We start from the raw sequence: 21,827 nt of genomic DNA on the forward strand, positions 1-21,827 counted from the left end.
TATTTATTTAATCAGGTCTGTTAGTTTGACAGCCTGGAAGGTCATGTGTGCCACACTTGACTCGTAGAAGATACCGACTGTTTCCTTGTCGATCATGGACAGGCAGGAATATCCCCATCCTTCGTCTTCGTCCAGTAATACCTGATGTTCTGCCGGCCAGGTCAGACCACCGTCGAGACTGGCTTTGATCGTGATATGGTTGCGTCCTTTCGTAGTGTTCGGATTGGAGAACAATAACAGTTTCTTTCCGGTGATGTTGTCTTTCGCATCCACTTTGATGAGGCTTGCCATACAGACCGGTTCCTGTAAGGCGCTGCGGCTTGAAGGATGCTCGGTCCAGGTCTTGCCCAGGTCTTTGGTAACGGCTACGGCACGGCTGCCGCCACGGTTATCGCGCATGTTGAGCATGAGCACGCCGGGTTCAACTTCTGCCACCTGTGCTTCGGTGGTATTGGTGCGTGCCAGGTTATGCAGATGCCAGGTTTTGCCACGGTCTTTGCTGTACATCACGCCTGCATTCGGTACACGTGTCGCGTCGATGAACTGGATGGGGAAAACCAGCGTGCCGTCCTGCATGGTGATGCCGCGTCCCGGACCCTGCAACAGGAAATACCAGGAAGGGTCTTTCACCTGCGAAGTGATGTTGATAGGTTCGCTCCAAGTCTTTCCGTCATCTTCGCTCTTGACAAGCATCAATTGGGCCGTTTCATCGGGAGTCATGCCCGGCATGGAGTTCCACCAGGCGCGTCCGTTACCCATTCCGTGAGTCCAGGCGGCAACAATCCAGATGGTGTTTGTCTTTTCGTCTACCAGGATGGACGGGTCACCTACTCCGTTTTGTGCATGAGGCAGACCGCCGGTTTCACCGAAGGTCATGGCTACGCGCATCGGCTCCCAGGTTTGTCCCTTGTCCGTACTGCGGCTCACGCCTATGTCGACCATTTCCTGTAAGTCGACACTGCTGTTGTAACGGATATCGTAAACGCCGAGAAGCGTGCCGTTGTTGGTCGTAACCAGTCCCGGGATACGGAAGGCTGCCGAGCCGTCATCGCCTGCCTGGCGTACGCCGACGCCTACGCGACGGGGTGTTTCTGCTTTCCCTTTCCATTCGATGGCTGCGGGTTTGTTATTGATGGTGGCCTCCGGCATCGTGAAGGATACTCTCGACAATAAAGAGGTCTCCGGTTTCATTTCGATGCTTACCCAGAAGTAGTTGGGACCTTTAATCATTGGTTGTTTGGAAGACAGCCTGATTGTCTTTGCCGGGGCGGTAACTTCATCTTGTTTGACAGAATAAGAAGGGTTCGCTACCCGTGTCTTGCCCGGTGTATAACTGGTAATGTATGTCACCGGGTTGAAGTGCGTACCTTCCCTGGACGGTGCTTCCGTGCCGCTATAGAATAACCGTACGGCTTTTATGTCAGACAGGTTCGTCTCTTCTCCGAATTGGAGTGTGAAATTATTTAATACATCTCCCTTCTGAGCGGGAATACGCATTTCCAACAGTACATTGTCCGTACGGTCTATCAGAATAGGAATCTGCTGTTCCCTTACGTACAAGCTGTCTGCTGCAAAGGCGGTTTGTGCGATGAATAGAAGACAGAGATAAAAGATGCTTTTTTTCATGGTGATTGTTCTATATGTGTTGTTTGTTAAATACTGAGTCAAATATAATCATATTATTTTCAACTAATCCGTCATATTTGCCACTTTCGGTCGAAGGAAGCAAATCTGAATGAGTAAAGCGATTGCGACAAGTCCTGCCAACATGGCAAAGTCGTGCCCCAGGTTGCCGGCATCTGTCGATCTGCCCAGCAGGTCTGTAATGGCTGCCCCGGCAAATACACCGGTCATATTCATGATACCGTAAGCCGTAGCCCGGTAACGTGGTGAGATGAACTGGCAGAGTATCGGCATATTATTGGCATCAAAGATACCGAAACCGATACCGAAACACAAGCCTCCGCCTACAATCATCAGGAAGTTATGTCCGAAACCGAGCAATAACAGCGATGGAATGGTCAATGCCAGTCCGATAGCTCCGGTATAAACACGGCCGCGTACGTTGGTCTGTATCCATTTATCAGATAAGATACCGCCTGCAATGACTCCGATAAACGAAGATAAAGCGATTGTAATCGTTGATAACGGACCTGCTTCCGACATGTCGATTGACAGATTCTCGGAGAATAATGTCGGTAACCAGTTCTTGGTAGCCCAGCCCGGTAGACTCGGTGTAGCAAAATAAAGCAGGATAATCCAGAAAGAGATGTTCGTAAATAACATACCCATCCCTTTGAGAGCCCCTTTCACCGGATTCTCGACGGCAGCACCCGCCTCTTTGATTTTATGAACGATATGGTCTTTTTTATCTTTCAGGAACAGAATAAGAATCACACTGTATGCAATACCGACAATCCCGAACCAGTGGAAAGTCGTTTCCCAGGTAAAGGCGTTTGCCACTGTCGCACCGAAACCGCCTAAAGCCTGTCCGGTGTAAAGACCGGTCATGTGGATGCCTACTGCCAGCGAACGGGTTTTCCCCTGGTGGTAATCGGTTATCAGCGACAATCCTGCCGGGATATACAAGGCTTCGCTTACCCCCATGAGGGCGCGCAGGAAATAAATCTGGTTGAAAGTGGTGCAATAACCCATCATCAGCGTGACGAACGACCAGACGAACAGGCTGCCGACGATCAACCATTTGCGGTTTACCCTGTCGGCTATCATTCCCGCTACAGGGCTCATGAATCCGTATATCCACAGGAACACGGCCATCAGGCGGCCGAAGTTGGCTGCCGATTCCAGTTCGGTGATGTCTATCATCATCGCGTCTTTCATGGTGGAGAGCATTTGCCGGTCCATATAGTTCAGTAAGGCTACGCCCCACAACAGGCCGACAACTACCCAGGGATAGATTTTCTTATTGCTCATATCGTTTATTTTGAAAGCATTTCTTTACAAAGCAGGTTACATTTCAGAAGCATCCGGGGGATGTGGAACGGGCCTTTATACATATTACCTTTGGCCGGCTGTGACAATGTCCCGTCATAATGGAAATAGCCGTACCATTCCCCATATTCCCTGTCCGGGAAACGGGCGTATGTGTATTCATTAATCCTCCGGTGCATTTCAAGGTATTTCTTGTCGCCGGTAGCTTCATAGGCATAAAGTGTGGCGATGATGGCTTCGCATTGCGGCCACCAGAATTTCATATCGTGCCAGTATTCTTGCTGCGGAAGGTTCTTGCAGTCTTTGAAATAAGTGATTCCACCGTATGTTTTGTCCCAGCCCCATTCCCAGGCCCAGTTGAGGATAGTCAGTCCCATTTCTTTCAATTCCGGGTCCCAGTTGCGGTACTTGGCTTCTTCCAGGATGAACCAGGCTGTCTCGATGGAATGGCCCGGATTGATGGTTCGTCCGGGGATGGAGTCGATGAATTCGCCATTCGGTCCGACTGTTTCGAGGATTGTTTTGAATTCCGGCTTCATGAAGTCGCGACGGAGTTCGCTGATGGACTCGTCTATCTGTTTTGTCAGTATTTCATCGTCGATAGCTTCGCGGATGCGGGCAGCCGTATCAATCAGTATCATGCATAAGGAATGCCCTTTGGCGACGAAGCCTTCGCGGAATTTAGGTTCAAGCAATCCCGGTGTATTTTTATAATGAAGGACTTGTTTGAAGAGGTTGACTGCTTTCTCCGCATAGCTTTTGTCTCCCGATGCGATGGAATATTGCGCCATGGCGATAGCGGCAAAAGTTTCGGAAAAGACATATCTTCTTTTGCGGACCGGAACGCCGGTTGCCGTCACCTCATAAAACATGCGGCCATCCGTGTCGAAGCAATATTTCTCGATGAAATCAATGCCATTCTTACAAGCCTGCAACCATTCTTGACGTTTCTCTATATGATTGTAGGCATAGGCCAGGATGAAAGCGAAACGTCCCTGAAACCATACCGATTTGTTCGAATCCATCAGGGAACCGTCCCGGTTGAGGCAGGTGAAATAACCGCCGTTCTCTTTGTCGATGCCGTATTTCAGCCAGAAAGGCATGACATCGTTCACGAGGTCGTTTTTGTATGTTTCTTCCCAGTAACCCAGATATTCTGCCGGTTGGGATATGTTTGTTTTTGCTTCCATAGTCGTTAGAATTTGTTACATCTTTCAAAGAAATTGATAGCTTCGAGTTCAGCTTTCATAGCCGCTTCTTCGGCATCGGTCATATTCTGGAACGGTGTACGGTTTTTGCCCAGGTCCAGACCAATCAGTTTCATGATACGCTTGCCTCCTACGATGTTTCCGCGGTAATGACAGATTACGTTAATCACATCCTGTGAGAAGTTTTGTTTTTCGCGGGCTGTTTCCAGGTCTCCGGCTTCCCAGGCTGTGATGATGCCGACCAGCTCCTTACCGTTATAGTTGGTTGTTCCGCCGATGCCGCCTTGTGCGCCACCCATAGCCAGGCAGGGCAGAATAGTTTCGTCCTGTCCGTGAAGCATGTCGAATTTGCCGTCTTTATATAACCTGCACTGGTTATATTCGTAAAGGCTTTCATAGGTATATTTGATTCCTGCGAAATTAGGGATGCGTCCGTCTACAGCTTTTAAGAAATCTACCATTGAAAGGAATGCGCCGTTGAATGCCGGAATATGATAATAATAGAAAGGCAGTTCCGGTGCCCCGCAAGCAATTTCTTCGCAATATTTCACCAGTTCTTCCACACGGTTTACTTTAGGGAACGGAGAAGCCATGGCGCCTATCCCCCATGCTCCGATCTTTTGTGCGTGGGCAGCCAGGTTGCGGCTGGTCTTTACACAAGTACTACCTACATGTACGATTACTTTGAACCCTTCCGGCACAACTTCCATCCATCTTTCGGCCAGTTTAATACGCTCTTCTTCCGTCAGCATATAGCCTTCGCCCGATGAGCCGTTGATGAAAACACCTTTCAAACCGTTGTTGGCTAAAAGTTTGGCATAGGCTTCAATGGGTTCGTAATTCACTTCTCCATTTTCATAAAACGGAGTAAAAGGGGCATCAATCAGACCTTTAATCTTTTCCATGGTACGCAGTATTTAATAGTTGTTATGTGTGTTATTTTAAATATGAGGCAAATATAATAAAATAATTTAATAATTGCTGTAGCGATATGAAATAATTTGTGCTAGATGGTGTATAAAGTTACCTGTAAACCGGCTGTCGATAAAAACAGGTCGGTTTACAGGTAACAGTTAGATGAAATAGATTATTCGTAACCTGGTGTTTGAACCAGCTTGGGGTCTTTGTTCAACATTTCTGTTTCAATGGGCCAAAGCACTTTATATGACTCTGCTTCGCTTAGGATAGGCTCGGTTGTTCCGATGCTCCCTTCTTTACAGAATACTAAATGTTTGCCTCCTTTGGTGAGGGTCATACGCCGTACATCCCACCAACGCTGTCCTTCTCCAACGAATTCTTTATCTTTTTCGTTGAGGATTGCCAGTTCGTTCGTTGTGAAATCCGCATTTACATAACCGTACTTGCTAATATCCCAATTATTACCATACGCGCGTTCGCGAATCATGTTGATATATTTAGCCACATCGCCATTCTGCATATTCTCAATTTCGGCAAGCATCAGGTAGACGAGAGGTAAACGGTAAATAACAGCATCCGCATCCCATACGTACTGGTTAGTGCTTACATTGAAATGTCCCATTATTTTCCTTAAAAAAGTACCGGCCAGTTCTCCGTTCGGATGTTCGTCGGAAACCTGATAATAAGCTGCCAGAAATGTAGCATCGCGACGACTGTCTGCTTTATCATATTTCAGGAACATCTCTTTTTTAAACTCATGTCGTTGTTGCGCGGTGGTCCCAACCTGAAGAGTATCGCCCATCAGAACACCATCTTCGCTATTATAACCGATTGTTTTGAATTGTCCGGTTTGGTAATTGTACATGAAACTGGTATAGCTGTTAGCCGCTTCACCTTCAGTGTATCGTACAGCCATAATGATTTCGGAATTACCTTTATTTGTGGAGGAAAATACATTGGTAAAATCCTCTTGCAACGACAAACCGTAATTGTTGACAACATTCAATAAATGATTTTTGGCTATTGCCAGATCTGCTTCATTGGCCTGATTGTCATCGGTCGACACTTTTGCGTTCCAGAGATATACTTCTCCCATCAGGCATTCGGTAGCAGCCTTTGACCAATAGGCTTTCTTGTTGCTTCTGTTGGATGGGTCGAAGGAATTGTTGTCTCCGAAATATTTCAATGATTCTTCGAGGTCTGATTTGATTTGTGCCATCATGGCGGAACCACTTGCACGGCCTTCGTATAAATCTTCCGGATTGAAATTTCCGTTTACGACTTTGTTCGGGTCCAGTTGCAACGGGGCTGTTCCGTAAGTCCTGTATAAATCGAAGTAGTGGAAAGCCCGTAAGCCGTAGGCCTGGCCCAGGTAATAAGCCTTGTCGGCATCCGACATATAAGTGGCTTCTTTCGTATTTTGAAGGAAAATATTGATATTAGCTATGAGACCATATAATTCTCCCCATTTGCTTACGCCTGAAGTAACGGCTGAAAGTTTCTGTAGTTTCAGTCCTTGGTCGGATACACTGGTGCCATCTATGGCTAATGTTTCCACATTGGAACCACCGCGGACTTCACCGAAAATAAACTGGTGCTGGTATGTTTTGTCACGCAGGTTTTTATGGAGTCCGTCCATATATCCTATGATATGCTCCGGCTTTGTCCAGTAATTCGAACTACCGTAATAGTCGATAGGCGACAAGTCAAGTGCATCACAAGCGCTACACAGATAAACTGTTGTCGCCAGAACACCGAATCGTATTGTTGATTTTAAGATATTCATATTGTGTATACTTTAAATTATTATTACTATTGAATTAGAAAGTAACGTTTATCCCAAATAAAACTGAGCGGGGCAGGGCATAACCGGATCCAGCCTGGCCGTTGGCTGCCACTTCAGGTGTTGCCACATTCTTGGCTCCGGTCAGATATCCGAGATTTTGTCCTGTGATAGAGACAGACGCTTGTTGCATTTTAGCCATATCCGTCCATGTTTTAGGCAGCGAATAACTTAACGACAATTCACGTATGGCAAGATAATTCCCTTTATAGGCGAAAAGGGTGGACGCTGTGTTATAATTGCCTTTCCCTAACTGGTCTGCCCAAAGGAAACGCGGATATTTTGCATTGGGATTGTCTTCCGACCATGTGTCGTAGTATAATTCGGCCGGTACATTGTAGGAACCTTGCATACAGCCCATATACCAGGGTGTTTTACTTTGGGCAGAGTTCTCATAAATCCAGAAGTCGAGGGCAAAGTCAAAGCGGGCATACAGTTGTAATCCTTTCCAGCGCAAGGTTGTATTGAAGCCGCCTGTCCAATGCGGATCCGTATTTCCGACTTTTACTCTATCGTACTGGTCGATTACACCATCGCCGTTTACATCTTTCCATTTAACATCACCCGGTTGGATCGGTAGGTTGCTGGTACCGTTTTGTTCGCTTGCGCTAAGGTTATCCCATACTCCTGTTCCATAGAGAGTCTTGTCTCCCAGGTGTTTGTCAATCAGGTTGGTTGGAATTTCGTCTTTCGATTTGTAAATACCTTCGGCTTTATACATATACAGAACATTAGGTTCATATCCTTCCTGATAGCCACCGACCCAGATTTTTTCATATGAACCGTCTGGCAGTTTATTGCCGGAATAGATTTCGAATGCATCTTGTCTGTTTCTTTCCAGATTATTATAAGGCAACGATACGATTTTATTCTTGTTGAATGAAATATTACCGCTGGCAGTCCATGACCAGTCTTTGTTCTCGAATATTTTTCCGGATAATTCAATTTCAAGACCTTGATTACGTAACTCCCCGTTGTTGTTGGTTACAGAGGAGAAGCCGGTTGAAGTCGGAAAGCTCAGATTGGCATATTTATCGGAAGTCAGGCGGTTGTAATAAGTAAAATTGGTTGTCAGCCTGTTTTCAAAAAAGCTCATATCGAGACCTGCTTCAAATGTCGCTGTCTTTTCCCAGCGTAATCCGGCATTAGGCAGACTTCCTATGAGGTAACCGATGTTGCCATTGTATGTCTGCGTGTTGTAAGAGCCTTGCAGCGTATACTCTCCGATACCAGAGGCATTTCCGTTGATACCATAACTCATGCGTAATTTACCAAAGGAAAGGACTGGCAAATTGTCTTTTACAAAATCTTCGCGTCCAAATATCCAACCGGCCGAAACGCCTGGGAAGAATCCCCAGCGGTTGTCTCCCAGTAAAGAAGAATAACCGTCACGGCGGAAAACAGCTGAAAGTAAATATTTATTCTTAAAATCATAATTTAAACGTCCGAAGAAAGAAAGTATTCTCAGCTGTTTATGTTCTGAATCTATTGTACGTTTGTTTTCGCCTTTATCTGTAAGTCCTAAATCTCCAAAGTCATCTGTCGGTGCACCCTGACCTTCCGCTTTATAATACCGGTAGTATTTATCGTAATATTCGGTACCCAACATTAAATCAACGTTATGATCACGCGCAAAAGTTCGTGTGAAATTTAGGACGGCATTGTAAGTTTGTCTGAAATCACGGCTGTAATCAGCTTTGCTGCTGCGTGTACGGTCGAATACCCCAGGAGTTTTCTCGTAATCTTTTGTAAAAGATTCTGTTAATTGCTCGGCGTAATACCAATTGGCAGATGCGTTAAGTGTTAATCCTTTCATTAGGTCAACCTGAAATGCCTGTACCATCGTGAACTTGTCGGACTGGTTAAAATTCTCCCATTTTTCCGGTTGATAGGACTGGTTTCCGTCAGCGGTTCCCGGTCCTAATTGCATGTTGCCTTCTTCATCTTCGAAGATAACCGTAGGAGGTAAAGACATGATACGACCGAAATAGTTTGCTTCCGACCCGTTTGATCCCGGCATGTTTTTCCAGTTTGCACGGTTGTAATTCAGAGAGGATTTGGAGGTCAGCCAATCTGCAATTTTGTAACTTGCATTAGTTACAAATGAATACCGTTCGTAGTAAGTATTAATAGGGACGGCTTCCTGATGATTGTATCCCAGACCTGCATAATAAGTAGCACGATCATTTCCTCCGGACATATTTATGTTATAATCTTGAGTGAGAGACGGGTTGTTCAGGTTATAACTGGCAAGGTCCGTGTCTTTGTAAATAATTTCTTTTCCGGTGATCGGGTCTGTCATTTTTTGCCATCCTTTTTCCAGAAGGTTAGCGTTCTCGTTACTTAAAAACATAGGACTGTACACTGATTTTCCATATACGTTACCGGTACCATAAGGTTGTGCCCCTTCCAATGAACCGCCTGAATAAGGACCGTAGCCTTTTACAGTTCCATTTTTGTCGGTAAAGAGATTACCCGCATTATAGACGGCTTGGCGTAAAGCCGAGATATATTCGCCTCCATTTAAAAACTCATAAGGCATATAAGCATAGTTTAAACCGACTTTAGCCTTAAAGTTTATTTCCCGGTGTCCGGCCTTTCCTTTTTTAGTTGTGACGAGAATTACACCGTTACTGGCACGTGCTCCGTAAATGGCAGTTGCTCCCGCATCTTTCATAACCTCCATTGATTCTATGTCTTCCGGGTTTATGTCATTTAAGCCGTCACGCAATTGTCCGTCGACTATAACCAGAGGTGATCCTGTTCCATCGAGGTTAGTACCACCACGGAGGACGATTGTCGGAGCGGCTCCCGGACTTCCCGATGATTGGATTACTTTCAATCCGGAGACAGCTCCGGAGAGTGCTTGCGCCGGATTGGAGAACAAACCTACATTTAATGTTTCTTGTTTGACTTTTGCTATGGAATTAGTCGTTTTGGAGCGTAGCTGAGTTCCGGAATAACCGGTAACAACGACTTCATCCAATGTTTGACTATCTTCATTAAGAATGATTTTTAATACTTGTTTATCTGTCGCTGTAATTTCAACCGTTTTGTATCCGATGAAGGAAACTACGAGTTTAGATCCTTTTTTCGCTTGTAGAGTGAAATTACCATCCATATCCGTTACGGTTCCGTTTTGTGTTCCTTTTTCAACTACGGAAGCACCTGGCACGGTCATATTTAGGTTATCAAAGACAACCCCTTTAACACTTATACTCTCTTGAGCCCATGTAATAACCGGTAAAAGAGAGAATAGTATTAGAATAAAAAGATTCTTCTTCATAATGATGTTATTTTTGTTTGAATCGTATAAAGGAGTAATACAATAATCCTTTTGTTTTAAAATAAATCGATTAATACGGCAGTTTTTTAGCCGTGGGAACATTTGCATTCAATGTACGTTTAGTAGCATTCGGGTAGATTCATCTCATTTTCATAAGCATTGATTTTTAGGTGATACATATTTTTATTTTAATTCGATAGAGAATCTGAAATGTTTTCCGACTTTTGGATATAATTGAATGGGAAAGAGTAGGATAAGAGTACGCCAGAGTTCATACAAGACTCAGGTGTTGAATGAAGCTTATATGTTTTTTATAAATATGATATATGTGTCTATGTTTTGTATATCATTGTTTATATGCAATATTATGTGTTTTGCGGAATTAGGAAAGTTTTGTATTACAGATTGTTTTATTTGAAGAATGCCTTCTAAATGGATCTTTTCTGCGATATATATGAAATAATTTTCTGTTTGTGGAGTATATTATTAAAAATATTTATTTATATTTGCGCTGTATTTAAAAAAAGAGCGAAAAGGGTATTGTGAGCTGACAATGAAAAAGAGTTTTTTTGGTACCTAATTCCTACTTTGATAATATGCTAATTTTATATCTTTATTAAAGTGATATGTATGAATGAGAAAGATAAATATGATCTGTTTATGCTCAAAGGGTTGGATATTAGCGATCTAAATGATATTCTTAATCACGAAATATCATCAGTCTGGTTACAGGTGAAGGATGTTATTCATTGTAATGAACCTGAGTCTTGTATGAACTATGGCTTACTTTTTCATTATAATAAGATGAATTAAAATAAACTTATGATTTTCGAATTTTTAATGAATCAGCTATGAGGATGCCGGAGATCTCTGTTAATATGCCAAAACACTCTCTTTTTGTATCTTAGTTCTTAAAAGACTATGATATTCTCTATTTTTTTGTTTAAAAGGAAACCTTGTTTTTGAAAGTAAGTCTCATCTTTGGCTTATGAATGGGGCTTATATGAACGTTTATTGTCGATTTTTTTTATTTACTCAGAGGACTATTTGAAGAATATTTATCTACTTTTGTTTATTCAAATTTATAGTAGACAAAAAAGAACACCATGAATACAAAATTCCTTATCACGGCCGATAGCAATCGTAGTGCATTATTAAAAAAGAAGATTATACATTATTATATAGCCAATGGCGATGCCACAATTGCAGAGTTATGCAAGGAAATGGATTTGAGTATTCCTACCGTAACGAAATTGGTAGGAGAATTACTAGATGACGGTTATATCCTGGATTTTGGAAAACAGGAGACAAATGGAGGACGCAAGCCGAATATCTATGGTTTGAACCCGGTTTCCGGTTATTTTGTCGGAGTGGATGTTTTCCGGAGTAAAATTAATATTGCAGCAGTCGATTTTAAAGGAGACAAGCTGCGTGTGGAAGAAAATATCCCGTATTCATTGGAGAATACGCCGGAGGCTTTGGAGATGTTATGCAATCTAATTAATGATTTTATTGACCGGTTGAGTGTCCCTCGCGAAAAAGTATTGGCGGTAGGCGTTAATATTTCCGGGCGTGTCAACCCTGTGTCAGGTTATAGCTACAGTATTTTCTATTTCGAAGAGAAACCGTTGTCCCAGATTCTGGAAGAACGCATTAATATAAAAATTTATATCGAAAATGATACTCGTGCGATGATGTATGGTGAATATATGCAGGGTGTCGTAAAGGGTGAAAAAAATATATTGTTCATTAATATGGGATGGGGATTAGGACTTTCCATCTTTATAAACGGTGAACTGTATTATGGTAAGTCCGGTTTTTCCGGTGAATTCGGGCATTTCTGTTTCTTTGATAACGAAATTCTGTGCCACTGCGGTAAAAAGGGATGTATTGAAACCGAAGCATCCGGCTCTGCCTTGCATCGTAAGTTGCTGGAACGTTACCGCGAAGGTAGCAGTACTATTCTCGCTGAGAAAATAGAGAAAAAGGAGAAGATAAAAATGGCCGATATGATAGAGGCAATCCAGAAGGAAGATGTGCTTTGCATCGAAATCCTGGAAGAAATGGGTGAGAAGCTGGGTCGTGGAATTGCCGGGCTTATGAATATTTTCAATCCGGAGCTGGTGGTACTCGGCGGAACTTTGTCTTTGACCAGCGAATATATCAGTCTGCCTATTAAAAGTGCGATACGGAAATATTCACTGAATCTGGTTTCTCAGGATACTGAGATCAAAGTTTCTAAGTTAGGAGAACGTGCAGGTGCATTAGGAGCATGTCTGCTTTCCAGAAGTAAAATGCTTGGGATGATTCATTATTAATTTGTCGGTCTGTTATCTCAATATTCCCCACTATTTTATTGAAGTGGGGATTTTTCCCCATTACAGTGGGGAATAAAACCCGTTACAGTGGGGAAAAAGTTTCATTGGGATGGAACTATAATTGAAATACCTTAAATATCCTATTAAGATCAACTTAGACAAAATAAATTGTCAGTGTTCGTTTTGATTTAAATATTAGCTTCGTATATTTGCTGCTATGCTAACAAAATCTATCAACGAGGAACTATTAGTGAAGGAACTGGTCCAGGGAAGCCAAGATGCTTTTCAGGCAATATTCATGCACTATTATCCTAAAGTCCACAATTTTGTATACGGCTTGGTTAAATCGCAACAAGATGCGGAAGATATTACCCAGGAGGTTTTTTCAAAAGTGTGGGGAAGTCGCAGTATGTTTGCCGATGTCAGGAATTTGGGAGCTTATCTGTTCATTTTATCTAAAAATACTACTTTTAATTTTTTGGAGGCTCGACAAATACGTATAGAAAGGTTGAATGAAAAGCCTTTTGAGGAAGAGGCTCATGACTCACCGGATGAAGATCTGATAGCAAAAGATTTACAACTTTTGATAGATATGGTAGTGGCTAATATGCCGCCTCAGCGTAAACTGATTTATCAGCTGAGCCGTGAAGCGGGATTATCGAATGCAGAGATCGCAGAGAAATTGGATCTGAGCAAGAAGACGGTAGAGAATCACTTGAATCTGGCGTTAAAAGAGTTAAGAAAAATCTTATTATACCTATTGATACTTTATTTGTGTTAAAAAATTAGGGGTGAATAGCATGAGAGTAGTCTTTATAATATAATCGTAAAGGAGAAATGAGTTATATAAAAAAAATAGTTGATTATTTCTTTCACCATGATCTCCCGGAGGAGATGAACTGGAAGATACATCGACGGCTATTGAAAAAAGAGGACAGACCGGAAGTTGATGAGGCATTGCAATCGGTTTGGGATACTATGGGATTTCCGGAAATGAATGAAGCTCGTCCCCGGCAGGCTTATTCCATATTGAGTAGGAATTTAGGTTTTACGGAACAGAAAAAATCTGCATCAAAAAATGTGCGGATCATGCCGTTTTGGGTAAAACTGACAGCTATATGGCTTTTACCATTGATTATGTTTTCCACATCCGTTTATTTTTATTGGCAAGCAACCAGTGTGAAAGATGTGTTGGCGACTGTTTCGCTGATAGAACATTTTGTTCCTGCGGGAAAGCGTGAGCAGGTTGTTTTGCCTGATAGTAGCCGAGTTTGGTTGAATTCCGGTAGTGTACTGATATACCCTTCTATATTTGTGGGAGACAGACGTGAAGTTTATTTGTCAGGTGAAGGTTATTTTGAGGTGGAAAAGAATGCGGAACAACCGTTTATCGTTAAAGCCCGGACACTGAATGTCGAGGTGTTGGGTACCCGGTTCAATCTTTTTGCTTATCCTGAAATAGGGCAGATTGCGACTACGCTTGAAGAAGGGGCTGTACAAGTCCGTTTGCAGGATGAAGAGGGGAAAACTTTTCACCTGGTGCCTGATGAGCAATTGGTCTATTATATAGAATCCGGAAGCGTTGATGTGAGAAAGGTTGTTTCTGCCGATTATTCTGATTGGCGTGAGGGAGGTTTGCTGTTTGATAATTATTCATTCACTGATATTATTCGTATCCTGCAACGTACATATGGATTGGATATACATTTGCAGACATCTGCCTATAATAAGAATCTGCTGACAGTTCATTTTAATAAAAATGAATCGGTAGAAAATATATTCATGCTTCTGAAAGAGTTGATACCCGGTCTGGAATATAAAATTGACGGGAAAAGTATTTATCTGAAATAGGAAACAATAAAAAAATCACATGTAATTTGAAAAAGTTTTACGATTGATTGGGTGCAACGTTTTTTCCATCTGTCATTATAGATGAGTACGTACTCAAATCGGTGCAATTGTTTAACTATTTTAATTACATATGAAGAACAAACACAAATCCAGACGAATTGGAACCTATTGTCTGAGCTTTTTGATCGCAGGTTGCCTGCAGATCAATGCGCAAAAGGTCTCCTTTAGTGAAGGGACTGTTTCTTTAAAGGAAGCATTCCAAAAGATTGAAGCTTCATCCAAGTACAAAATCGCCTATAATGGCACACAGTTGGATGTAAACAAGAAAGTTGTGCTTAATCAGAAAAATGTGGAAGTATTGGATGTATTGAGTCAGGTGCTGGCTGGTACAGGCTATACTTATTCGGTAAAAGGTGACTATCTCGTCATTACCTCTCCCTCCCAAAATGCGGTCAATCAGAAAGTAAAGAACGTAAAAGGTGTTATTGTCGATGAAACAGGCGAGCCTGTTATCGGTGCAAACGTCGTTGTTTCAGGAACAACGAACGGTACGGTTACTGATTTTAACGGTAATTTCTCGTTAGAAGTTCCGGAAAATGGCACATTGGACGTTTCTTTCATCGGTTATCTGACACAATCGGTATCTCTGAAAGGGAAAAGTGATTTTCGTATTACATTGAAAGAAGACACCCAGAAACTGGACGAAGTAGTGGTTGTCGGTTATGGTACCCGTTCCCGTAAGAGTATTACCGGATCTGTGGACCAGGTGAACAGCGAGATTTTTGAAAATCGTCCGGTAACCAATGCGACTCAAGCGTTGCAGGGAGCTTCTGCCAACCTTATTATCCAGAGCAAAAATGCGAATCCGAACGATAACAGTATGAACATCAACATCCGTGGTGTCAGTACGATGGGGAACAATGACCCGCTGATCGTTATCGACGGATTGGTATCGAGTTCATCGACTCTGAACAATCTGAACCCGAACGATATTGATAATGTATCTGTCCTGAAAGATGCAGGTAGTGCAGCCATCTATGGTTCCCGTTCTGCAAATGGCGTTATTCTGGTAACGACTAAAAAAGGTTCCAAAGGCAGTAAACCTGTTGTGGCGTTCAATGGACAGGTCGGTATCCAGGACCCGCATATTTTATTTTCACCGGTCGAAGGCTGGCAAAACGCCATGTTGAGAAACCAGGCAAATATGAATGTGGGTAGTGCCCCCCAGTTCACACCAACCCAGATTCGCGATTTGTATGATCACCGTAATGAAGAAGAATGGTTGTATGACCAAATCATCAAATCCGGTCTCCAACAGAACTATAATATAAATGTGTCCGGGGGTAGTGAAAATACGACCTACATGGTATCCGCCAGTTACTATAACCAGGAGAGTAACTTCCAGGGTAGCTTCGGTATGGAACGTTATAACTTCCGTAGTAATCTGAGTACGGAATATGGACGCTTTAAGTTGACATCCTTGATGGCTTATAACCGTCGTAAAGACAGAACTGTGGCCGGTGGTACAGGAAACACGATCATCAACTCATCCCGTGTCCCTTCTTATTATTACTACAAATTTATGGAAGGCGACAAATATCTGGTCAATGATATAGTCGGCGATGACAACCCGTTGGCATTGTTGCAGGACGGCGGTTATGAGAAGAAAGACGAAGACAATTTCATCGGAAGTATGAACCTCGATGTTAAGATCATCGATGGTTTGAAAGCAACCGGTTTGGTAGGTCTGGATTTGACTCAGCATCATCGTTATCGGCGCGACAAGAAAGTGCCGTTGTATTCTTCTGCCGATTTGGAGAATCCGGTACTGTACATGCACTCCAATACAATGACTGAAGATTATAATGAAAAGCGTTATACTCTGAGTACACAATTCTTATTGGATTTTAACCGTACATTTAATAATGCCCATAACGTAAGCGCATTGGTCGGTGTTTCAAACGAATCTTACACAAAACAAGCAAGCCGTATTGCCTGGGAATACACGGATGAAGACCTGGGATTGCCGACAACAGACGAATCCATCCAGAATAAAGATAACAAAAACTCGAACAATGATACGGACCAGACAAGCATTACTTCCGTATTTGGTCGTGTAGGCTATAATTATATGGATAAGTATTATGGAGATGTCTCTTTCCGTTATGACGGTTCTTCAAAATTTGCCAAAGATCAGCGCTGGGGGTTCTTCCCTTCGTTCTCTGCCGGCTGGCGTTTGTCTGAAGAAGCCTTTATGGATACGTATAAGAGTAACATCGGCGATTTGAAACTGAGAGCATCGTACGGTGTACTAGGAAATCAGAATGTGGACAATTATTCTTACCAGACTGTCTATCAGATGAACAACAACGGCTATGTATTCAATGGCATATCTGTCCCGGGAACGAGCTATACGGATGGTAATGCCTTCCTGACATGGGAAAAATCTGCTAACTTTAATATCGGTGCCGATGCCACTTTCCTGAATGGGAATTTATTCTTATCCGTAGACTATTTTGATAAGAAGACATCTAATATATTGTTAACACCGGAAGTTTCGTCTATCTATGGCGGTTCTGCAGCCAAGGAGAATGCTGGCGAAATGAAAAACAGAGGTTGGGAATTAACGATCAACTACAAATTAAATTCTGGCGATTTCCAGCATAACTTCAATTTCAATGTTTCCGACTCAAAGAATAAAGTGACCGATTTCGGAGGAAAAGAACGTATTGACCAGAATGACCAGTTGTATAAATTGATTCGTGAAGGGCAGCCGTTAGGTTCATATTTCGGTTATAAAACAGACGGATTGTTCCAGAGTTACGATGAGATTGCGAACAGTGCGCTGCCGGTAGGAGCTTCCGTTCAGCCCGGTGATGTGAAGTATGTCGACCAGAACAACGATGGTGTCATCGATGAGAAAGACCGTGTAATATTGGGTAATGCATTTCCGCGTTATACATTCGGTTTCACTTATAATATGACATGGAAAGGTTTTGACCTGAACGTCATGCTGCAAGGTGTGGGCAAACGTTCCATGTATCTGCGTGGTGAGTTGATAGAACCATTCCACTCAAACTATTCCTATTGTATTTATCAACATCAGTTGGATTTCTGGACTCCGACAAATCCGGATGCCCAATGGCCTCGTTTAGTTGCCCCAGGCTCATCTTCTTCTACGAACAACTGGGGTATGGCCGGATCAGATATTTATTTGTTGAATGCAGCTTACTTACGTGTAAAGAATATCCAGATCGGATATACCTTACCGAAGGCACTGACTCAGAAGTTTGGTGTACAGAAATTACGTGTCAGCGTAAATACCGAAAATCCGTTGACATTTACCAAGAACTCATTTATCGATCCGGAATCTTCTGAATTCGGCAGCGATATGGGGGGCATCGGTGGCATTGGGGCAAACAGCGGACGTAACTACCCGACACTGACTTATTATGGATTTGGTTTGGATATAGAATTTTAAGACATAGACTTTGTTATGAAAATGAATATTTTGAAATATTTGCCAAGTATAGCATGCGCTATACTTGCATCATTCGTATCTTGTAATGATTTGGATCTGGCTCCTACCAATAAGTTTACGGATTTGAATTACTGGACTTCCGAGGCAAAGGCTTCTTCCGTATTGAGCATGGCTTACAGTCAGATGATGAGTTCTGGCTATTTCTTCGCAGACGAACGGTTATCGGACAACTTATACGAAGGGCGTGGTAGTACGGATGAGAAACTGATTATTTCGGGTCAGGCAAACGCCGCTTTGGGACGATTCTCTGAAGATTGGAAAAAATGTTTTGAAGGCATTAAAACATGCCACACATTCCTGGAAAATGTTGATCGTGTCCCCGACATGGATGAAACATTAAAAAACAGGATGAAGGCAGAAGCACGTTTCATTCGCGCCATGCTGTTCTTCCGCCTGGCTAATAATTATGGCGATGTTCCTTTGTTTGACTATACACTGACAATCGAAGAGGCTAATACGATTGCCCGCTCGCCGAAAGCGGATGTTATCAAGTTTGTCCGTGACGAACTGAATGATATTGTCGGTACATTGCCGACAAGACAGGAATATGCGGCAGCTGATAACGGCCGGATCACAAAAGGGGCTGCTATGACTCTGCTCGCCCGTACTTATCTGTATGAGAACGACTGGCAGAATGTTTCGTCTGTCTGCGAGAAAATAATCAATGGCGAATATGGTGAATATGCATTATTTTCAAGCTATGCAGGTCTGTTCTTGCCGGAAAACGAATACAACAGCGAAGTGATCCTGGATATGGGATATCTGCTGAATCTGAGAACCTGGAGTGAAATGTACGATGGGATTCCCTTGTCTGTGGGCGGACGTGTAAACGGTTTTGCTCCGACACAGGAACTGGTGGACGATTATATCATGAAAAATGGCCGGTCGATTCATGAAAGCGGTTCCGGCTATAAAGAAGACGATCCCTACATAAACAGAGATCCTAGATTGCAGGCTACTATCGTTTACCATGGTTACCAGTGGACAGACGGTAACGGCAAAACGTCCACAATTTATATCAAACCGGGTTCTTCTGCCGATGCAGGTGCTGCTAATCTGGATGAATATATCGGTCCGGGACAGAACTCCACCGCTACAGGTTATTATCTCCGTAAATGGTTTGATCCGACCGCTCCGGCAGGTCTTGCTTCCGGCTTGAATCTGATTCTGATGCGCTATGCCGATGTCTTATTGATGTATGCTGAAGCAAAAACAGAACTGGGTGAGATGAACGAAACCGTTTGGAACAAGACGATCCGTCCGATCCGCGAACGTGCCGGTTTCACAGACGCTTCTGCTTTGAATTACCCGGCTTCAGGTGATATGCAGACTATTGTACGCCGCGAACGCCGTTGTGAATTGGCTATCGAGGGGACAAGACTCTATGATATCCGTCGTTGGAAAACGATCGAGACGGCACTAAATGGCAATCCTCGCGGAGCTAAATTTGCTGCGGATAATACACAGTATATCCAATTGGATAAGAGATCTTTCAATAAAGATAGAGATTACTTGTTCGCTATTCCGCAGTCACAACGGGATATCAATAAGAATCTGACTCAGAATCCGGGATATTGATTAAAATTTTAAATCCAAAAAATCTAAGAGATATGAAAATAATATCTATAAAATATATGATGCTGTTCGCTTTTGCTATGGTCTTTGCGGCATGTAGCAGTGACGGGGAAGTGAGGCATTTGGGCGTGACTGCCGTTAAAGCGTTATATGAACCGGATAATGGGAAAGCCGTTGTCCTGCAAGCATCGGCATCGGCTTCTTTGTATTTTGAATGGGAGCCGTCGTTAGCCGAAGATGGTGGTGCTGTGTTGTACGAAGTTGTTTTCGATAAGGCGGATGGTGATTTTTCCGATCCTGTTTCTATAGTTACTGCCGACAACAATGGCGGAACTAATCATGCAACGATCACACATAAACAGTTGAACCAGATCGCCGCTTCAGCAGGGATCGGATCTGCGGAAGAAGGGACTCTGAAATGGACGGTGTATGCCTCCAAAGGTATTAATCCGGTCAAGGCTGAAGAAGAACGTACGCTGACGCTTACCCGTTTGGCAGGATTCGCAGAAGTTCCGAGCCAGTTGTATATCACCGGTGAAGCCACGGAAGTAGGAGCTGACCTGGAGAATGCCATGATCATGAAGAAAGTGGCTGACGGCGAATTTGAAGTTTTCATGAAACTGACGGAGGGCAAGTCCTTCAAGTTTGTCAGTGCCAATACCGGTACTCCGACTGAATACTCGTTGAATGGTGAAAAACTGGTAGAAGGCGGTACTACGACAGCAACCAAAACCGGTATCTATAAATATTATATTGATTTTAATGCCGGATCGTTTACTTCCAAAGAGGTGACTAAAGTGAAATGGTTACTGAACTGGTCACAGAAAGAGATAGAACTGGATTACCAGGGTCTCGGTGTCTGGGCTATCAGCAACTATACAGTAACGGGATTGACGGATAGCGATAATTCGGACGATCGTTATAAGTTCAGAATGGAAAGTTCTGACGGAGAGACCGAATGGAGAGCCGCCATCAATAATGATAGCAAACCGACTGGAAATGATGAGTATTACTACATGGCTGAAAAGACGAATGTAGAACAGTGGACAAACAACGAAGTCTGGAAGAGCCCGGCTACCGATGGCTGGAGCGATAAGGCATATGATGTTACATTCTCTTTGAATACGCAGGGTGAATATACTCATAATTTAGTAATCAAATAAAAAGGAGGAATTATGAAAGCGATATTTATAAAACTGATGTTCATCACCTCTGCCGTGTTGGTCTTCATGGGATGTAATGATAATATGGGTGACACGGATAACCGTTTGGCAAGTGTCAGTACATTACTTGAACCGGCGGATGGAAAATCCGTTGTTCTGGAACCGTCCGCATCATCCAGTGTTTATTTTGAATGGCAAACACCGAGTGTAGAGGAAACAGGTACTGCTCTTTACCAGATTGCATTTGATAAGGTAGACGGTGATTTCTCAAAACCGGTGTATGTGATGTGTGCCAATAATAACGGATTTGGCAATTATGTATCCGTTACGCATAAACAGTTGAATCAGATTGCAGGTAAGGTCGGCATAAAACCGTCTGATACGGGTACATTCAAGTGGACTATACTCTCTTCAAAAGGTCTGCAGAGCGTAAAAGCCGGCGTTGAAAATAAGATTACGGTAACCCGCCTGGCAGGTTTCGAAGATGTTCCGATCGATGTCTATGTGACCGGAGAGGCTTCTGAAGGTGGGGCTGACCTGGCAAAGGCACATAAAATGAAAGCTGTTGCCGGTGGTGAATTTGAAGTGTATACAAAACTGGCGGCAGGCAAACCATTCTATTTTACGGACGGAAAGACCGGTACTCCGAGAGAGTTCTATACAGCGGACGGTATGGTGAAAGAGAACGGAACGACAACGGTCGCTAAAGACGGTGTTTACCGTATTACATTAGACTTTAATACCGGTGCCTGTACCTATACGTTGGTAAACAAAATAACTTTCTATTTCTGTCCGGACGGAGAATCTCTGTTTGAACTACCTTATGTAGGTTATGGTGTATTCCAGGCGAAGGAAACGGTAACTTTCAAGCAAGAGAGCTGGGGTAGGGACGAACGCTATAAGTTCAGAATGACTATCCGGGAAAATGGAGGTGCCGATGCAGAGAAGGAAGTCGACTGGGGTACATTGAACCAGACAGACTCCCGTCCGACGGCAAGCAGTCCGGAGTCTTATTATTACCTGCAACTGTTTACCGAGGTATCCCAGTGGGATAACAAATGGAAGCTGATGGGTGATTTTGATGGTGTTCCGGCTACTTATACCGTTTATCTGACGGCAGACCAGCCTTACACACATACAATCGTTAAATAGTTTATTACAAATATTGGGTA

At 43.2% G+C, this 21,827-nt stretch carries 13 protein-coding genes; 7 read left to right on the forward strand and 6 right to left on the reverse strand.

All coding sequences use genetic code 11. The features are described 5' to 3' along the window. Window positions 1-3: 3 nt before the first annotated feature. The 6 genes from C825_RS02195 to C825_RS02220 all read right to left on the reverse strand — a co-directional run bounded on the left by C825_RS02195 (window position 4) and on the right by C825_RS02220 (window position 10,207). The gene (locus tag C825_RS02195; protein WP_044215030.1) at window positions 4-1,626 is read right to left on the reverse strand and encodes a sialidase family protein; all 1,623 of its coding nucleotides are present in this window, start codon (window positions 1,624-1,626) and stop codon (window positions 4-6) included. A 63-nt stretch (window positions 1,627-1,689) separates the two neighbouring features. Further along, entirely contained in the window at window positions 1,690-2,934 is a 1,245-nt protein-coding gene (locus tag C825_RS02200) for an MFS transporter (RefSeq protein WP_010801238.1), read from the reverse strand. Window positions 2,935-2,939: 5 nt separating this feature from the next. Further along, window positions 2,940-4,142: an AGE family epimerase/isomerase gene (locus C825_RS02205; protein WP_010801239.1), complete on the reverse strand. Its 1,203-nt coding sequence runs from the start codon at window positions 4,140-4,142 to the stop codon at window positions 2,940-2,942. Between the two features lie 5 nt (window positions 4,143-4,147). Continuing rightward, entirely contained in the window at window positions 4,148-5,065 is a 918-nt protein-coding gene (locus C825_RS02210) for a dihydrodipicolinate synthase family protein (protein WP_010801240.1), read from the reverse strand. Between the two features lie 182 nt (window positions 5,066-5,247). Next, the gene (locus C825_RS02215; protein WP_010801241.1) at window positions 5,248-6,864 is read right to left on the reverse strand and encodes a RagB/SusD family nutrient uptake outer membrane protein; all 1,617 of its coding nucleotides are present in this window, start codon (window positions 6,862-6,864) and stop codon (window positions 5,248-5,250) included. 34 nt (window positions 6,865-6,898) lie between these two features. Then, on the reverse strand, window positions 6,899-10,207 hold the full coding sequence (locus C825_RS02220) for a SusC/RagA family TonB-linked outer membrane protein (protein WP_010801242.1): 3,309 nt from the start codon (window positions 10,205-10,207) through the stop codon (window positions 6,899-6,901). A gap of 1,106 nt (window positions 10,208-11,313) precedes the next feature. On the opposite strand from C825_RS02220, the gene C825_RS02225 reads away from it, so the two are divergent. The 7 genes from C825_RS02225 (at window position 11,314) to C825_RS02255 (ending at window position 21,807) form a co-directional block, all read left to right on the forward strand. Next, window positions 11,314-12,525 carry an ROK family transcriptional regulator gene (locus tag C825_RS02225; RefSeq protein ID WP_010801244.1) on the forward strand — a complete coding sequence of 404 codons (1,212 nt, stop codon included), beginning with the start codon at window positions 11,314-11,316 and terminating at the stop codon, window positions 12,523-12,525. Window positions 12,526-12,742: 217 nt separating this feature from the next. After that, window positions 12,743-13,306: an RNA polymerase sigma-70 factor gene (locus C825_RS02230; protein ID WP_009860543.1), complete on the forward strand. Its 564-nt coding sequence runs from the start codon at window positions 12,743-12,745 to the stop codon at window positions 13,304-13,306. A 56-nt stretch (window positions 13,307-13,362) separates the two neighbouring features. Further along, entirely contained in the window at window positions 13,363-14,376 is a 1,014-nt protein-coding gene (locus C825_RS02235) for a FecR family protein (RefSeq protein WP_010801245.1), read from the forward strand. A 130-nt stretch (window positions 14,377-14,506) separates the two neighbouring features. Continuing rightward, window positions 14,507-17,857, forward strand: coding sequence for a TonB-dependent receptor (locus tag C825_RS02240; protein ID WP_010801246.1), 3,351 nt, complete (start codon window positions 14,507-14,509; stop codon window positions 17,855-17,857). Between the two features lie 15 nt (window positions 17,858-17,872). After that, a complete protein-coding gene (locus C825_RS02245; protein ID WP_010801247.1) occupies window positions 17,873-19,495 on the forward strand; it encodes a RagB/SusD family nutrient uptake outer membrane protein in 1,623 nt (540 codons plus the stop codon). Between the two features lie 32 nt (window positions 19,496-19,527). After that, window positions 19,528-20,655 carry a SusE domain-containing protein gene (locus tag C825_RS02250; protein ID WP_010801248.1) on the forward strand — a complete coding sequence of 376 codons (1,128 nt, stop codon included), beginning with the start codon at window positions 19,528-19,530 and terminating at the stop codon, window positions 20,653-20,655. Window positions 20,656-20,667: 12 nt separating this feature from the next. After that, window positions 20,668-21,807 (forward strand): SusE domain-containing protein, encoded by a 1,140-nt coding sequence (locus C825_RS02255; protein WP_009860548.1) that lies wholly within the window; start codon window positions 20,668-20,670, stop codon window positions 21,805-21,807. Window positions 21,808-21,827: the final 20 nt, after the last annotated feature.

The sequence above is a fragment of the Parabacteroides sp. ASF519 genome, assembly GCF_000364265.2.
GTDB lineage: Bacteria > Bacteroidota > Bacteroidia > Bacteroidales > Tannerellaceae > Parabacteroides > Parabacteroides goldsteinii.

Coding starts and splice junctions, on each gene's coding strand:
- C825_RS02210 (WP_010801240.1), bottom strand. CDS start 5,065: ATGGAAAAGATTAAAGGTCTGATTGATGCCCCTTTTACTCCGTTTTAT.
- C825_RS02235 (WP_010801245.1), top strand. CDS start 13,363: ATGAGTTATATAAAAAAAATAGTTGATTATTTCTTTCACCATGATCTC.
- C825_RS02200 (WP_010801238.1), bottom strand. CDS start 2,934: ATGAGCAATAAGAAAATCTATCCCTGGGTAGTTGTCGGCCTGTTGTGG.
- C825_RS02230 (WP_009860543.1), top strand. CDS start 12,743: ATGCTAACAAAATCTATCAACGAGGAACTATTAGTGAAGGAACTGGTC.
- C825_RS02215 (WP_010801241.1), bottom strand. CDS start 6,864: ATGAATATCTTAAAATCAACAATACGATTCGGTGTTCTGGCGACAACA.
- C825_RS02245 (WP_010801247.1), top strand. CDS start 17,873: ATGAAAATGAATATTTTGAAATATTTGCCAAGTATAGCATGCGCTATA.
- C825_RS02250 (WP_010801248.1), top strand. CDS start 19,528: ATGAAAATAATATCTATAAAATATATGATGCTGTTCGCTTTTGCTATG.
- C825_RS02195 (WP_044215030.1), bottom strand. CDS start 1,626: ATGAAAAAAAGCATCTTTTATCTCTGTCTTCTATTCATCGCACAAACC.
- C825_RS02225 (WP_010801244.1), top strand. CDS start 11,314: ATGAATACAAAATTCCTTATCACGGCCGATAGCAATCGTAGTGCATTA.
- C825_RS02240 (WP_010801246.1), top strand. CDS start 14,507: ATGAAGAACAAACACAAATCCAGACGAATTGGAACCTATTGTCTGAGC.
- C825_RS02205 (WP_010801239.1), bottom strand. CDS start 4,142: ATGGAAGCAAAAACAAACATATCCCAACCGGCAGAATATCTGGGTTAC.
- C825_RS02220 (WP_010801242.1), bottom strand. CDS start 10,207: ATGAAGAAGAATCTTTTTATTCTAATACTATTCTCTCTTTTACCGGTT.
- C825_RS02255 (WP_009860548.1), top strand. CDS start 20,668: ATGAAAGCGATATTTATAAAACTGATGTTCATCACCTCTGCCGTGTTG.